The organism is Zoogloea dura (assembly GCF_012927165.1).
In the GTDB taxonomy this organism is placed as follows: Bacteria; Pseudomonadota; Gammaproteobacteria; order Burkholderiales; family Rhodocyclaceae; genus Zoogloea; species Zoogloea dura.
The window spans coordinates 18,795-33,793 of sequence record NZ_JABBGA010000036.1; the positions used below are offsets into that span (position 1 = coordinate 18,795).

Sequence of the window (14,999 nt, forward strand, 5' to 3'; positions counted from 1 at the left end):
ATTGATCATGAGCTCCAAATCCTTTGTTCAAATCACGGGAGATCTCAACAAGGGGCTCAAGGCCCTGCATGCCGAGCTTCCCGAAACCATGAAGGGTTTCTCATCGCTGGCCAGGGAGGCGATGAAGGAAGGTTCCCTGAGTGCCTTGCACAAGGAGCTCATCGCCCTGGCCATCGGTGTGTCGGCCCGCTGCGACGGCTGCGTGGGCTTCCATGTCAAAGCCCTGATCCGCCTCGGTGTGACCCGTGAGCAACTCATGGAAACTCTTGGTATCTGCACCTACATGGGAGGCGGTCCAAGCCTGATGTATGCCGCAGAGGCCGTACGGGCCTATGATGAGTTTGCCGGGAATGCCAAGCCTGCAGAATGACTGGATTTTCGGATTATTTAAGTTATAATCCTTGGCTTCGATCGAGCAGAATGTTGTTGTTTCAACATTTCGTTCAGCACTACCTGGAGAGGTGGCAGAGTGGTCGAATGCGCCGGACTCGAAATCCGGTATACGGTTCTCCGTATCGAGGGTTCGAATCCCTCCTTCTCCGCCAGAACATCAGCAAAAAAACGCCCCTTTTGGGGCGTTTTTGCTTTCTGCCCCACAACGTACCCATCAAAGAAAAAGTGGTTGAATGCTGTGACGTGATGCGCCCCAGTTCCGTTGCCTGCTCGGTTGTAGGTCAGGAGAACTGCTGGTGGCAAGGCTGGATCGGAGAGGGGCGTGAGTAGCCTCCATGCGGTCTCCGGCTGCGGCCAGATCCGCCGCACGCGAAACATCAGGATGTCAGGCTGCGACAGGTCGGCCGGGTTGGCCTCATGCCCCACCTGGTACAGAAGCATGTAGGCCGGCAGCACGGAGACTGGCCGAGTTTCGTCCATGGAGGAGTTTGCGGAACATGTTGGAGACGAATTCAAGGCACTCCTTTCGTAGCTGCCCCCTGTAGGTAATCGAGGCCTTCAATCCATCCACAAAATCTGTGGGTAACTCCTTGAACAACGCGCGACAGCCCGCGCCCTGACCGGGATAGCGACGCCTGCCCAGAAAACAGGCGCCCCTCCCTCAGCTTCTCGGCATGCCGCAAGGCCTTCGCCTCAGGCAGAAGACGAAGCGGAGGGCTACCGCGGCCGAGGGCGGTATCTCACGCCCTTGCTCATACCTGGCCCCGCCAGACTGCACCCCCAATCCCCCCAAGAAGGCCGTCTGCGTCAGGCCCAGTGCAGTCCGCTGAGCCGCAAGATCACGCCCGGTGCTCCACTTCTCGATTGAGAACGCTGCGGCGGTCGATCGCGGCAGATCGTTGAACGGAGCCCGAAGCTCGGCCACCGTGGCAAGCAGCGCAGACTCCGGCATGTAGGTAAGCCGCAGGAGAATTTGAACGGGGTTCGGTATCGAATTGCCGGTCTCGTAACGGCTCCCCACACTTTGGGTAACGCCAACGCGGCCCCAGAATTCGCTTTGGGAAAGCCCTGGGTGGACTCGAAGTGCCCTGACCGCCTGACCTGAGGGAGCCCCGTCCCGCGATACCGGATTGCGGCAGCGCCCTAGAGCGTGTTCGCAGTAAGCGACGGCTGCGCCGGCACTGTGAACACGCCCTAAGTCAGAAGGCCGCGATCCCGGTTTGCGCCCGGCCGAGGATCAGCGCGTGGATGTCGTGGGTGCCCTCGTAGGTATTGACAACCTCGAGGTTCAGCATGTGGCGGGCGACCGGGTATTCGTCGGAAATACCGTTGCCGCCCAGCATGTCACGCGCCGTGCGGGCGATCGCAAGGGCCTTACCGGCATTGTTGCGCTTGATCAGCGAGACCATCTCGGGCGCCGCCGCCCCGGCCTCCAAAAGGCGGCCGACGCGCAGCGCCGCCTGCAGCCCGAGGGCGATCTCGGTCTGCATGTCGGCGAGCTTTTTCTGGACCAGTTGCGTCGCGGCCAATGGCCGGCCGAACTGGCGACGCGCCAGCACGTAGTCGCGGGCGGTCAGCCAGCAGGTCTCGGCGGCACCCATGCTGCCCCAGGCGATGCCGTAGCGGGCGTCGTTCAAGCAAGCGAACGGCGCTCCGAAGCCGGCGGCACCCGGCAGTCGATGGTCGTCGGGGACGAAGACGTCGGCCATCACGATCTCGCCGGTGATCGAGGCGCGCAGCCCGAGCTTGCCGTGGATAGTCGGCGCAGAGAGGCCGGGCCAGCCCTTCTCCAGCAGGAAGCCGGCGAGGCGGCCGCCCTCGTCCTTGGCCCAGACGATGAAGAGATCGGCAATCGGGGCGTTGCTGATCCAGGTCTTGGTGCCATTGAGCCGCCAGCCGCCGGCCACCGGCCGGGCCCGGGTGGCGAGGCTGCCGGGGTCGGAACCGGCATCGGGCTCGCTCAACCCGAAGCAGCCGATCATTTCGCCGCTCGCCAGGCGCGGCAGGAACTCATCACACTGCGCGGGGCTGCCGAAACGCTCGACGGCGCCCATGACCAGCGAGGACTGCACCGAGAACATTGAACGGTAGCCGGAATCGACGGCCTCGATCTCGCGGGCGACCAGGCCGTAGGCGACCTGCCCGACGCCGGCGCAGCCGTGGCTCTTGATGGTCGCACCGAGCAGACCGAGGGCGCCGAATTCGCGGAAGATCGCCGGATCGCTGATCGCGCTGCGAAAAGCCTCGCGGACCCGCGGCAGCAGCCGCGAGCGGCAGTAGACACGGGCGCTGTCGCGAATCTGCCGCTCGTCGGCGCTCAGCTGTTCATCGAGGCGCAGCGGATCCTCCCAGGCAAAGGCGGCCATCGCAGCCCCTCAGACGAACTGCACGCCCTGCGCCAGCGGCAGGTCGTGGGAGTAGTTGATGGTGTTGGTCGCCCGCCGCATGTAGGCCTTCCAGGCGTCGGAGCCGGCCTCGCGGCCGCCGCCGCTCTCCTTCTCGCCGCCGAAGGCACCGCCGATCTCGGCGCCGGACGGCCCGACATTGACGTTGGCGATGCCGCAATCGCTGCCGGACGCCGACAAGAAGCGCTCGGCCTCGCGCAGGTCGGTCGTGAAGATCGCCGAAGCCAGCCCCTGCGGAACCGCGTTATGCAGCCCGATCGCCTCGTCGAGATCGCGGTAGCGCAAGGCGTAGAGGATGGGCGCAAAGGTTTCGCGGCAGACCAGCAGCGTCTGCCCCGGCATCTCGACCAAGGCCGGCCGCACGTAGCAGCCCTGCTCCGCGCCCGCCACGGCGATCATCTCGCCGCCATGGACCCGGCCGCCGTCGGCGGCAGCCTCGGCCAAGGCCGTCTGCTGGGCGACCAAGGCTGTTCTGTCGATCAGGGGGCCGACCAGGATGTCCTCGTCGCGCGGATCGCCGACCGGCAGGCCGGCATAGGTTCGCGCCAGGCGGGCGAGCAGTTCGTCAGCGATGCTGTCGTGGATGAACAGTCGGCGCAGCGTTGTGCACCGCTGGCCGGCAGTGCCGGCGGCCGCGAAGACGATGGCGCGCAAGGCGAGGTTGAGGTCGGCGCTGGGCGCGACGATCATGCCGTTGTTACCACCCAGTTCGAACAGGCTCTTCCCGCAACGTGCGGCAACGTGCGGCGCCAGCGCACGGCCCATCGCGCACGAACCGGTCGCCGAAAGCAGCGCGACGGCCGGATCGTCGGCGAGCGCAGCCGCCACCTCGCGGCGGCCAACCAGCACCGCCGTGAGGCCGGCCGGCACCTCGTCGAGCTCGGCTGCCGCTTCGGCCAGCAGCGCCTGGCAGGCGAGCGCGGTCAACGGCGTTTTCTGCGCTGGTTTCCACACCACGGCGTCGCCGCAGACCAGCGCCAGCGCGGCGTTCCAGGCCCAGACCGCGACCGGGAAATTGAAGGCGGTGACGACGCCGCAGACGCCGAGCGGATGCCAAGTCTCCATCAAGCGGTGGCCAGGGCGCTCGGAGGCAATAGTCAGGCCGTGCAGTTGGCGCGAGAGACCGACTGCGAAGTCGCACATATCGATCATTTCCTGGACTTCGCCGAAGGCTTCCGAGCGAATCTTGCCGGTTTCGAGCGTCACCAGCCCGGCTAGTGCGGCCTTGTGCCCGCGCAGGATTTCGCCGAAACGGCGCACCAGTTCGCCGCGCCGCGGCGCCGGCACCATCCGCCAGTGCAGGAACGCTGCGTGAGCGGCGGCGACCGCCGCCCTGGCATCGGCGGGTGAAGCAGCGGGCAGCGCGGCGAGAACCTCGCCGTCGATCGGCGAACGGACGACGATGTCGCCCGCGGTCGACGGTTCGCCGAGGCCCAATTCGGCGAGCAAGCGGCGGGCTGCGGCGGCGGTGCTGGTCATGGCGCTCTCCCGGACGGCGCTGGTGGACCGCGGCGCCCTCGTTGTTATCTTAGGAAAGGGGGGGCCGGGGAGCAAAGTACGCAGGGTGGCCGGCGACGGACCGCTAGGGCCTGTTCACAGTGGCCAATTTGAAGTTGCCCCGTTTCCGTGAACACCTCGTCCTTCAGGAACAAGGAGTCCACCATGCCTAAATCCAGACCTCCTTACGGTCGTCGCAACACCTTCTACTTTGAGGTTTGTATGGGGCGACGCCTACGACAACGCGATGCGGAGAGCTTCTTTGCCAGCCTTGAGTGCGAACTGATCGACCGGCGCAGCTTCAAGACCAAAACCGAAGCCCGTCTGACGGTCTTTACCTGGATCGAGGGCAGGTACAACCCGCGCCGCCGCCATCCGGCCCTGGGATACCGCTCACCGATCAACTTCGAGTAGCAACACTACGACAAGGAGAGCCCTCGAACTACGACAATCCACTACGATCAACGCACTTGAGTTTCAAGAGACCACCTGTCCACGGGATGGGGCAACTTCAACTTCAAATCGTAACTTCATGGATCATTTTTCCGCCTGGTGGTGCCATGCGTGCATGCGGCGGAACCGTCCAGCCAACAGCCCCTTTCCGACAACATGCCGGATCAGCGGCAGTGCGGGGCAACGGGTTTCGGCTTTCATGCCGGGCCGGGCGAGTCAATTGTCTCGGTCACCATCACTGCCGATCCCGGGGCCAATGGGTTTGCCATAGGTGAGTTCGGTATTGCGAGCTCTGCTCTTCCTGTGCCGGCGCCCACCCTTTCCGAGGGGGGCATGGCCGCCATGCGACGTCGTAGCTGATTCCCCGTGGGGAGCTTGGGGGCGGGAAAAAGGTCCCGCGTCGTCCAGAGCCTCCCCGTCCCCGGTCCACCGGAGCTTCCCTCGCAATGCCGTTCAGTTTGCGCTGAACGGCATTTTCGTTTCCGCTTGGGAAGCCGTGCTCCAATCGAGCACGGCAGGGGGTTTCAGTTCGTGATCCGGAACCGCGAAGCCATGGCCTTCAGCAGGGCCGACAGCTCCGTCATGCGCAGCGATGCCTGGGCGGCGTCGCGGATGGCCTGGGCGCTCTTGTCGCTGCCCTGGACGATCATGTCGATCTTGTGGGCGATGTCCCGGGCCGAGGTGGATTGTTCGCCGAGGGCCTCGACAATCCCGTCCATCGCGAAGACCACTTCCGAGGAGCCCGATTCGATGTGTTCGATGCTGAAGATGGCATCTCCCGCCCGGCTTCCGGCTGTATTGGAGAGCTGCACGCCGGCGCGCATCTTCTCGGCCACGGCCTTGGATTCCTGCTGGATGCGGGCGATGATGCGTTCGATGTTTTCGGTGGAGGCGGCGGTCTGCTCCGCAAGCTTGCGGACCTCATCGGCCACTACGGCGAAGCCTCGGCCGCTCTCGCCGGCCCGGGCGGCTTCGATGGCGGCGTTGAGGGCCAGCAGGTTGGTCTGGTCTGCGATGCCCTTGATGGTGATGGCGACGCCGGATACCGCCTGGGCGCTTTGTTCCAGTTGCTCCACCGCGGTGGCCGCATCCACCACCGAGTGGGTGATGTGCTGCATGGACTCCACGGCGGAGCGGATCGTCGAGGCGCCGTCCCGCGAGGCCTGGCCTGCTTGTTGCCCGAGGCGTTTGGCGGCATCGGCGTGCTCGCTGACCTGGTCCACTGAGAGCGAGAGCTGTTCCACGTTGAGGGCTATGGAGCGGGCGGCCTGGGCCGACTCGTCGGCGGTGCGCGCGGCGTGCTGGGTTCCGGTGGCCAGGTAGTTCGAGCTCTCGGCGATCTTCTCTACAGACTGACGCAGGGCTGCCGCCATTTCGTGGAGTGAGTTCTTCATCTCCGCGACGCTGGCCACCAGGTCGCCGATCTCGTCCTCGCCGGCGTGGGGGAGGTCGATGAGCAGGTTTCCCCTGGCGATCTCCTTGGCTGCGCCGAGGGCGTTGCGCACCGGCAGGGTCACCGAGCGGGTCGCCACCCAGGCCAGCAGCAGCGTGGCGACCGCAGCGAAGGATACGGCAAGGCCCAGCCAGAAGATGAAGTCCCGGACATGGACGCGGGAAGCGGCAAGCTCCCGGGCATCCCATTCCCTGGCAACGCTGACGGTCTGTTCTATGGCGTTGCGGTGGGCCTGGTAGGTGGCGGCCAGACGCCTCCGCGCCGCTGTGATGCTGGCCGGGTCACCGCCTTGCAGGGCCTCCGGCCATTCCCGGGTGGCCAAGGCGAAGAAGGCGATGGCGCTTTCCCGGGCCGCACCCATCAGCACCCTGTGTACATCGGGTGGCAGCTCGATTCCGGCCCATACCTCCTGGCGGACCTGGAATTCGGCTTCGAGCTGGCGGATGTAGGTGACCCGGGCGTCGATCTCGGCCTTGCTGGCGCCAGACATCTCCAGGGCGCTGCTGTAGGACTCCAGCACAAAAAGCGGCGGAGGGAGGATGTCGGCAAGCAAATCCTTGCTCTGCACGATGTTCTCGAAGCGTTTGCCGTCCACGCTGCTTTCCATGATGCCGTGGCCAGCGAGGAGGGCGGTCACCAGCAGCACAGCAAGCGCGAAGAAGCCGCTGCACAGGGTCCGGAAGCCGATCGAGCGTCGCCATGGGCGGAGCACGGGGGCGAAGGCTCTTAGCAGGAGGCCATCCTGCAGCCGGACCACGCTGCCCTCGCGGAGCCGGATCGAGGCATCGGCACGCATTTTCTTGTACAGGGCGTCGGCCTCTTCCACCGCCTGCCGGGTGGGCGAGATGCGCACCGACATATAGCCGTTCTGGTCGGGCAGGGGCGTGGCGGTGGCCTTCACCCAGTAGTAGCTGCCGTCCTTGCGCAGATTCTTGACCATGCCGCGCCAGGGGCGCCCCTTCTTGAGGGTGCTCCACATGTCGCGGAAGGCTTCCTTCGGCATGTCGGGGTGGCGGATGAGGTTGTGGGGCTTGCCGATCAGCTCGCTCCGCTCGTAGCCGGAGGCTTCGACGAATTCGTCGTTGCAGTCGACGATGGTTCCCCGGGCATCGGTGCGGCTGATGATCGCGCATCCTGGCTTCAGGACGTATTCCTGTCCGTTCATCTGGGCTTGTGTTCCTTATTTTGACGTAAGGGACGCAAAAGCAAGCCGGGTGCCAATAATGGGTAGTCGGCTTTTCTTTCCAGATCAATGGATTGGAAGCGGGCAGTCGGGCGCCGGAGCGGTGCGCGCGTCGGCTTTGGCGAATTTGTCGGGTGTCGCCGTGCGTCTAGGAGGGGCTGCGGCCGGCCGGGGCCCGCTGGTTCTGCTGCTCGATAGCCCATACGGCGGCTTCCAGGCGCGAGCGGAATTTCAGTTTCTTGAGAAGATTCTTGATATGGACCTTCACGGTGCCTTCGGCGATGTTCAGGTCACGGGCGATCAGCTTGTTGGAGAGACCGCTGGCGAGGCAGCCGAGGATGTCCTTCTCGCGTTCGGTCAGGGGCGCCAGGCTGCGTTCGGTGGCCTGGGCTTCGTCACGCAGGGAGCGGGCCAGCAGGCCGTTGAGGCTCTCACTGATGACGATGCGGCCGCGCTGGGCTTCGACGATGCGATCGAGAAGCTCCTCAGGCTCCATGTCCTTCAGCAGGTAGCCGTCGGCGCCGGCCCGGATCGCGGCGACCAGGTCGTCGGCGGCGTCGGACACCGTGAGGATCAGGATGCGGGCGGCGAGGTCGGCATCCCGCAGCGCGCGCAGGGTCTCGATGCCGTTCATGCCTTTCATGTTGAGATCGAGGAGGATCAGGTCCGGCTCCAGGGCGCGGGCCAGTTCCAGCCCCTCTTCGCCGCTCGAGGCTTCGCCGATCAGGTGCAGCTCGTCATTGAGGGCGAGGAGCTGGGAGACACCCTTCCTGAACAGGGGGTGGTCGTCGATGATGATGACGGAGCTTGTGCTTGGGATGTTCATGGGATGCTTCCTGGAGCGGGAGTGTGCGTCGGGGCCGGGTGGTGGGGCGCGGCCGGTATGGCGCCGGCCTGGCCCGGGAAGACCAGCTCCACCCGGGTGCCGCCTTCCGGACGAGGGCGGACCTGCAGTTCGCCCTTCAGGCTCTGGGCCCGGTCGCGCATGATCACGATCCCGTAGCGGTGGATGGGCGTGGCCTGTGCGTCGAAGCCGATTCCGTTGTCGTCGATGGTCACCAGCATGGTGGTGTCCGGAAGGTTCTCCAGGGCGATCCGGACCTGCGTGGCCCGGGCGTGGCGTTCGATGTTGGAGAGGGCTTCACGGATGATCTGGAGCACATGGATCTCCCGGTCCGGCGGCATGTCCAGGCTGCTCAGGCGGTTGTCCAGGCTGATCTCGAGGCCGGTGCGGCGGCGGAATTCCTGCACGGTCTCTTCAATGGCGGCGGGGAGGCCGCGTCCGTCGATGCGTAGGCGGAAGGTAGTGAGCAGCTCGCGTAACTGTCGATAGGCTTCACTGAGGCCGTCCCGCAGCTCCTGGACCACCTCATTGACCCGCTCGGGGGGTGGGTTGCGGCCCAGCAGGCTCTGCAGGCGCGTCACCTGGATCTTCAGGTAAGACAGGGACTGGGCCAGGGAGTCGTGCAGTTCCCGGGCAATCACCGAGCGTTCGTCGAGGAGGGCCAGGCGGTGCCTTTCCTCATCGCGGTGGAGAGCTGCCAGGGCACTGCCGATATGCCGGCCGACCGCCTGCAGGAGTTCCAGCTGCCAGGCCTCGAGGGGCTCGGCATCGGCTTGCAGGAGGAGCATGGCGCCGTGGTTCCGGGTGCCATCGAAGAGGGGGACCGAGAGGCTGCGTTCGCCCGGCCCGGCATGGCCGACCAGGACCGAGGTGAGCGGGATGTCGTCGTCGCCACAGCCGACGCAGCTCGACTCGCAGAGGGCCTGCAGGCGGGACGCGTCACCCGGCTGCCCGGTATTGACCGTCAGGCCGGAGCGTCCGAGGCATAGCGCGCCGGCACGCAGGCCGATCAGGGCCTCCACGTCCTTCAGGACCTGCAGCAGGGTGTCCCGGGTGACGGCCTTTTCGGACAGGGCGTGGGTGGTGCGGTAGAGAAGCTGCAGGGAGCGGTTGCTGCGGGCCAGCGCCTCGGTCTTTTCCTGGACCCTGTCTTCGAGTTCGCCATAGATCCGCGACAGGTCCTCCACCATGAAGTTGAAGGCTTCGCCGAGCTGCCCCAGCTCGTCGGGTTCCCGCCGGGGGATGCGCACGTCGAAATTGCCGCGCTGCACGATGCGCGCTGAGGCCAGCAGTTCGCCGAGAGGGCGCAGCACATGGCGCTTGAGCTGGAGCACCGCACTGGCGCCGAGGACCAGCAGCAGCCCGAGGGATATGCCCTGGATCAGCCGCAGCCATTGCAGTTTGGTCTCCAGGCCTTCTTCCACCAGCGCCACCAGGCGGTCGATACGGCTCACGATCCGCGCCGTGTCGCCCTGCAGGGCCCTCCGGGCGGCGGCGTCCGGGCCGCAGCGGAGAACTGCCGGGCGATAGTGTTCGCGCCATTCGGTGCCGATCTCGCGGTAGGCCTCGCGGATCGGATGTGTCTCGGTGGTCGGGATCGCTTTCAGGAGGTCGGGATGTGCATAGCGGCGCTCGAACTCGGCAAGGGCCTGCTCCAGTCTTGGCGCAGGCGACTCCCCTTCGTCCAGGCCGACAGTCGACTGGATGGCGTAGGAGTGCATGCGCAGGGAGCCCGCCATGTTGATGGCACGGGCCTCGCCGGACGACAGGTCGGCAATGATGATCGAGATGATGATGGACAGCGCGGCCAGGCTCGCAATGGCCGCGATCCAGCAACCGAGCCGGACCACGACGGATGGGGTGCCGGTACGTCCCGGGGGGGAGAAGCTGGGCGAGGCGGAGGGGGGCCGGGTGTTCAAGAAGCGGGTCCGTGGGAGGTGCAGGAACGCATTCTGGCCCAGGGGGCCGGGGGGCGGGAATATCCGCGGATGCAGCGAGGTGGAAATAGGGGGTAGGGCGGTGGGGGTGGGTGATCCTCTCCGTGTTGCGGAGGTGTTGCGCTGATCTTTTGTTAAATCATTTTAAATCAGTTTGTTGAGGCGATATGGAGTCTTGATTAATAGTACTCCGAAAGAGGTATTTAATGATTTTGGCATGGCCTCGGACGTCTGATCTAAGTCAAGTTCTGCGTGCGCTTCGGCTCCTAGACTGCGTGGCACTCCAGGGGGCAAGCCGGCTTCTCCGATTGTTGCCCTGGCGTGTTTAGAAGGAAAAAAACCATGCATACCAGCCTCGACGATCTCGCTCTGCTCCTCGGTGAAGTGGCCCTGTTCCGCGACTTGCCCGGCAATGCCATGATGGATATTGCTCGCAGTACGGAGGTGATCAGCCTGCCCAAGTGCCGGATCGTCTACGCTGCTGGTGAGCATCCGCGTGCGCTCTACCATGTGATGTCCGGGCACCTCAAGGTGTCGGTCTCGTCACCGGACGGCGATGAAAAGGTCATCGAGATCCTGTCTCCCCGCGATGTTTTCGGGGTGGCCGAGCTGTTTGACGATGCGCCCTGTGTGTCCGCCGTGGAGACGGTGACGCCGGTGGTGCTGATGGCCATCGGCCGGGAAGGTGTGCTGCGGGCGATCGAGCATGACCCGGGGCTGTCCCGGCGCATGCTGGGCGCCATGGCGCGGCGCCAGACCTCGATCGAGCGGGAGATTGCGGCCGAGTGCTTCCAGTCAGGCACGGCCAAGGTGGTGGCCACGCTCCTGCGCCTGGCAGGCCCGGATGTTGCGCGTGGCGAGTCCGTTGTCCTGGAGCTCGCCATCCCCAAGCATGTTCTTGCGGCGCGCCTGGGTTTCACGCCCGAGACCCTGTCGCGTATTTTTCGCGAGCTCTCCGATGCCGGGATGATCCATGTGCACGGCAAGCAGGTGACCCTCACGGCAGCCTTCGTTCGCTGCTACGGCAGCGTGGATGCCGGTCTGTGGGCGGGGTGGCCTGCCGGGCGTCAGCCGGGGCGGCCCGCTGCCCAGTGGTTCGAGCGGGGCGAGGGCGCTTCCCGGGCGGGCCATGCCCAACGCATTTGACATGCCGTGACATGCCGTGACATGTGTCGAACCCTGTGCATGGGTTATCCTTGCCCTCTCGCCATGGTTCGGAGTTTTCGATGCTGGTCAAGGATTCGGATTTGGATAGTCCCGTTCCCGGACTCCCCCTCAGCCGTCGCACATTTGCAGGTACTTCGCTGGCCGCCGGGTTTGCCGCAGCCGTCCGGCCGGCGCTCGGGCAGAGCGTGATCCAGACTTCCGCCGAAGGCCTCAAGGCGGGGGATATCGCCGTAAGGGGAGGCGACGGCATCCCGGTCCGGGCTTACTGGGTCCAGCCGCTTGGCAAAGGGCCGTTTCCGACGGTGCTGGTGGTGTCGGAGATCTTCGGCTTGCACGAGTACATCCGGGATATCTGCCGTCGTCTGGCGCGACAGGGCTACCAGGCCATTGCACCCAATGTGTTCCAGCGCCAGGGCGATCCGTCCACCGTGTCCAGTGTGGCCGAGATCCAGTCCGGGATCGTGGCCCGGGTTCCAGACCTGCAAGTGCTGGGTGACCTGGATGCATGTGCTGCGTGGGCGGCGGCCAATGGCGGGGACCCGGGGCGCCTGGGTATCACCGGCTTTTGCTGGGGTGGGCGGATCGCCTGGCTCTACGCGGCCCACAATCCCCAGCTGCGGGCCGCGGTGGCCTGGTATGGCCGGCTGGATGGTGTATCCACCGAAAATACGCCGCGTCACCCGGTTGACCTGGCCGCCTCCATCTACGCCCCGGTCCTCGGCTTGTATGGTGGCAAGGATCAGGCTATTCCGCTGGCCGATGTCGAGACCCTCCGCGAGGGGCTGGCCCGCGCGGGCAGGCGGGCTGAACTTGTCGTTTATCCGGAGGCTGGTCACGCCTTCCACGCGGACTATCGTCCAAGCTACCGGTCGGATGACGCGATGGATGGCTGGCGGCGCATGCTGGCCTGGTTCAGGAGTCATCAGCTTTAAGGTCGCTCCTCGCGTCCTGCGCCGTGCGCGCGGCGCGTTCCTGCCAGTCCATTGGGCGCGGATGCCGATGGCCTTCCCCCTGTCCGGATTTGCCCACGGATCCTGTCTGATGAGGCAAGGCCAGGTGCTCACTTCAAAGGCTGCAGCGCCTGCCTGAAGTCTTCCCACACCGAAGGCTCCCAGTCACGGTCAACGAATTCGGTTTGAAACGGCTTCCTGCTGACGATCGTGATGGTGTATTGCGGAGAAGATGCCTCGGTGGGCTGGATGAAGAAGCCCACCACCTTGCCGGCCGTGCCATTGACGACTTGAGACTTGATGACGCCGGAGGGTTTGTGGCTTTCGACGATCTTCATGTCGGTGCCCATGGCCACGTTTGCCGCCTGCCAGATCTGCTCGTAGTTCCGGCCACTGACCAGAAAGCTCTTTCCCTTACCGTTGCTGAGCTGCAAACTGTCCGTCGTGACGCAGGCGGACAGACATGCCGCCAGCAGAAAGGCTGCGCCAATCTTCATGGCGTTTTCTGTCATTTGCGCATGTCCGGCTTGGGTTGCGCGCCGTTGCACCTGAATATGATGACCTTGCTGCGGGTGCAGCCAGGGGTGAGCTGAATGTTGCCGGCATAGCGCGCCTTGACGTTTCCGAGGCCTTCGTGCCGGATCGAATATTGATCCTTGCCGCCGCAGGCCGCGTCTATGGCGGCGAGGGCCTCGTTCCTCCTCGACTGAACCAGCGCAGCCAGGCCGGCATCGCAGTAGTTCACCTCACCGGTGGGTTTGCTGATCTTCCGCGGATTCGCAAAGAGCTCTCTTACTTCGGAGGGCGTGAGCATGGTCGGTATCGTGCCGTCGGCGGTCATGTTCGCCTGCTCTTCCGGGGTGTAGATATAGGCCTTGCCGGCGTTGCTGCTGAACATGCCGCCACCCGCATTCGGGTCGGTCGCGCAGCCAGCCAGCGTCAGGGCGATCAAGACAGGGAGTGCGAACGGTTTCTTCATTTTTTTCCTTGGACAAGGCGATTTTGGAGTGCTCCTGGCCATGGCTGGGAGCACTTGGTGGTTCAGGGCGTCAGAGTGGACTGCTGGCGCGACACATCACCGTGCCGCTGCAGTTCGTGGCCTTGCCATACACGTTCCGGACGACCCCGGGCTGTCCATAGCCATAGGGGAAAAAGATCATCGAGCCGGTGTAGAAGTATCCGGACTGGCCTTCGGCATTGGCCTGGGTCAGCAATGCACCACTGCCCGAGGTTGCGCCCAGTGTCTTGTAGTCGAAGGTGGCGGCCTGCGTGCTGTCCTTGACGTAGATGTTCTTGAATGTCTGGCCGCCAGGCTCCCCCGCGAAGACGTATTCGCCGACGAAGCGGTAGCCCTGCTGCCCTTGCGCATTGGCCTGGGCCAGGAAGCTCTCCGGTGCAGCCTCGCCGGTCGGTGCCTGCAGGGAGTAGACATAACGTGCGTCGCTGCGGTCCTTGCCATAGATCGCGACGGTTGCTCCGCCGATGATGAAGTTCCCCACGAAGTGAAAGCCCCTGGCGCCCTGAGCGTTGGCCTGGTTCAGGAAGGCGCCGCTGCTGTTCTGGCTGGGCAGCAGTTCATAGCTGAATGGTGCCAGCCTCTGGGCGTCCTTCACGTAGAGCACGCTGTTGACGGCACCGTCGGTCATGAAGGTGCCACGCGCGTAGCCGCGTGCCCCCTGGGCATTCAGCTGGGCCTGCAGGGCGGTGGCGGTGGCGGGCAGGTCTAGCGCTTCCCAGGTGTAGGTCGTTGCCAGGTCCTTGACGTAGAGGTTGATGTACTCCGCGGCCGTCACGGCCGAGCCGAACAGGTAGGCGTAGCCGTTGCCCCCCTGCGCGTTGGCCTGGGCCAGCAGGCCGGCGCGGTCGGCCCGGTAGGTATCGGCCAGGTAGATGGGTTTGATCATCGTGGCCGACGCGTCCTGGCAGCTCAGGCTGATGTTCGAGACATTCGCCGACACCGTGCCCGAGGCGCCGGCCAGCGTGCAGCGCTGCCCGGCGGGCTGGGTCTTGATGGTGACCGCGTACGCCGCATTGGCACTGAGTCGCGTGCCGAAGGTGAAGCCTCCGTTGGTGCTGACAGTGAGATCGTCACTACCACGGTTCTGCAGTACCACGACCTTGCCCGCAGCCAGACCGGTGACCTGCCCACCGACGGAGTAGGTGGCGCCGGGCGTCGAGGTGCCGTCCTTGCCGCCACCATCCCCGCCACAGGCCGCCAGCAGGAGCGGAACCAGACCGGCCAGCCCCCAACGGAACCCTTGTTGTCGAATCGACATAAAACCTCCGTGAGATTGAAACAGTGCGCGCCGGGCCTCGGCCTCAGGCTTGCGTCATGCGCCGGCGGCGACGCATGACGCCCAGGCCGAGCACGCCGACCCCGACCCGCGCCATGGACTCAGGCTCGGGTACCCCCCTGGCCCCCCCCGCGTCAGAATAGTTGTCGCCTCTCTATGATGTTGAACCTGGGGGCGACAAGGATGAGAGATGGCTCGGTACGGAGAAGCATTCAGGAACAGAGCGGTGGCGCGGTTGTTGCCGCCGGAGAGCGCCCAAGTGGGCGTGGTATCACAAGAGATTGGGGTTTCGGTGCAGACATTGGAACGATGGCGTGAGGATGCGCAGTCCAGGCCCGCCCGAGGGCGGGCCTGGACTGCGCGCGCTCGACTCGAAGCGGTGATCACTACGGCGGCGATGGACGAGGCCGGCAAGAGCGCCTG

General features: G+C 65.1%; 13 protein-coding genes, 1 tRNA gene and 3 pseudogenes. 6 read left to right on the forward strand and 11 right to left on the reverse strand.

Features of this window, described 5'->3' with window-relative positions; translation table 11 throughout:
* Positions 1-7 precede the first annotated feature (7 nt).
* On the forward strand, positions 8-370 hold the full coding sequence (locus HHL15_RS23950) for a carboxymuconolactone decarboxylase family protein (RefSeq protein ID WP_169148330.1): 363 nt from the start codon (positions 8-10) through the stop codon (positions 368-370).
* Between the two features lie 85 nt (positions 371-455).
* A tRNA-Ser gene (locus HHL15_RS23955) sits at positions 456-545 on the forward strand.
* A 509-nt stretch (positions 546-1,054) separates the two neighbouring features.
* On the opposite strand, the gene HHL15_RS27060 is transcribed toward HHL15_RS23955, so the two are convergent.
* The 4 genes and pseudogenes from HHL15_RS27060 to amaB all read right to left on the reverse strand — a co-directional run bounded on the left by HHL15_RS27060 (position 1,055) and on the right by amaB (position 4,277).
* The gene (locus HHL15_RS27060; RefSeq protein WP_408065740.1) at positions 1,055-1,345 is read right to left on the reverse strand and encodes a helix-turn-helix domain-containing protein; all 291 of its coding nucleotides are present in this window, start codon (positions 1,343-1,345) and stop codon (positions 1,055-1,057) included.
* Between the two features lie 18 nt (positions 1,346-1,363).
* A pseudogene (locus HHL15_RS27065) lies at positions 1,364-1,471 on the reverse strand (helix-turn-helix domain-containing protein); the annotation flags it as partial.
* 121 nt (positions 1,472-1,592) lie between these two features.
* Positions 1,593-2,759 carry an acyl-CoA dehydrogenase gene (locus tag HHL15_RS23965; protein ID WP_169148331.1) on the reverse strand — a complete coding sequence of 389 codons (1,167 nt, stop codon included), beginning with the start codon at positions 2,757-2,759 and terminating at the stop codon, positions 1,593-1,595.
* A 9-nt stretch (positions 2,760-2,768) separates the two neighbouring features.
* On the reverse strand, positions 2,769-4,277 hold the full coding sequence (gene amaB / locus HHL15_RS23970; RefSeq protein ID WP_169148332.1) for an L-piperidine-6-carboxylate dehydrogenase: 1,509 nt from the start codon (positions 4,275-4,277) through the stop codon (positions 2,769-2,771).
* A gap of 244 nt (positions 4,278-4,521) precedes the next feature.
* On the opposite strand from amaB, the pseudogene HHL15_RS23975 reads away from it, so the two are divergent.
* Positions 4,522-4,709, forward strand: a pseudogene (locus tag HHL15_RS23975) (integrase core domain-containing protein); the annotation flags it as partial.
* 563 nt (positions 4,710-5,272) lie between these two features.
* On the opposite strand, the gene HHL15_RS23980 reads toward HHL15_RS23975, so the two are convergent.
* From HHL15_RS23980 to HHL15_RS23990, 3 genes are all read right to left on the reverse strand, one after another.
* A complete protein-coding gene (locus HHL15_RS23980) occupies positions 5,273-7,366 on the reverse strand; it encodes a methyl-accepting chemotaxis protein (RefSeq protein ID WP_169148333.1) in 2,094 nt (697 codons plus the stop codon).
* A 166-nt stretch (positions 7,367-7,532) separates the two neighbouring features.
* On the reverse strand, positions 7,533-8,210 hold the full coding sequence (narL, locus tag HHL15_RS23985; RefSeq protein ID WP_169148334.1) for a two-component system response regulator NarL: 678 nt from the start codon (positions 8,208-8,210) through the stop codon (positions 7,533-7,535).
* A complete protein-coding gene (locus tag HHL15_RS23990; RefSeq protein ID WP_169148335.1) occupies positions 8,207-10,147 on the reverse strand; it encodes a histidine kinase in 1,941 nt (646 codons plus the stop codon). Before HHL15_RS23990 ends, narL begins: the two co-directional genes overlap by 4 nt.
* 360 nt (positions 10,148-10,507) lie before the next feature.
* On the opposite strand from HHL15_RS23990, the gene HHL15_RS23995 reads away from it, so the two are divergent.
* Both HHL15_RS23995 and HHL15_RS24000 read left to right on the forward strand, forming a co-directional pair.
* Positions 10,508-11,311 (forward strand): Crp/Fnr family transcriptional regulator, encoded by an 804-nt coding sequence (locus HHL15_RS23995; protein WP_169148336.1) that lies wholly within the window; start codon positions 10,508-10,510, stop codon positions 11,309-11,311.
* A gap of 80 nt (positions 11,312-11,391) precedes the next feature.
* Positions 11,392-12,264, forward strand: a complete 873-nt coding sequence (locus HHL15_RS24000) for a dienelactone hydrolase family protein (RefSeq protein ID WP_169148337.1) — start codon at positions 11,392-11,394, stop codon at positions 12,262-12,264.
* Positions 12,265-12,392: 128 nt separating this feature from the next.
* On the opposite strand, the gene HHL15_RS24005 is transcribed toward HHL15_RS24000, so the two are convergent.
* From HHL15_RS24005 to HHL15_RS27070, 4 genes and pseudogenes are all read right to left on the reverse strand, one after another.
* Positions 12,393-12,794, reverse strand: a complete 402-nt coding sequence (locus tag HHL15_RS24005) for a hypothetical protein (protein WP_169148338.1) — start codon at positions 12,792-12,794, stop codon at positions 12,393-12,395.
* A complete protein-coding gene (locus HHL15_RS24010; RefSeq protein WP_169148339.1) occupies positions 12,791-13,261 on the reverse strand; it encodes a hypothetical protein in 471 nt (156 codons plus the stop codon). Before HHL15_RS24010 ends, HHL15_RS24005 begins: the two co-directional genes overlap by 4 nt.
* Positions 13,262-13,331: 70 nt before the next feature.
* Entirely contained in the window at positions 13,332-14,558 is a 1,227-nt protein-coding gene (locus HHL15_RS24015) for a hypothetical protein (protein WP_169148340.1), read from the reverse strand.
* A 43-nt stretch (positions 14,559-14,601) separates the two neighbouring features.
* Positions 14,602-14,685: pseudogene (locus tag HHL15_RS27070) on the reverse strand (hypothetical protein); the annotation flags it as partial.
* 81 nt (positions 14,686-14,766) lie between these two features.
* Here HHL15_RS27070 and HHL15_RS24025 point away from each other — a divergent pair.
* A partial coding sequence (locus HHL15_RS24025; protein WP_169147065.1) for a transposase occupies positions 14,767-14,999 on the forward strand: 233 nt, incomplete at its 3' end.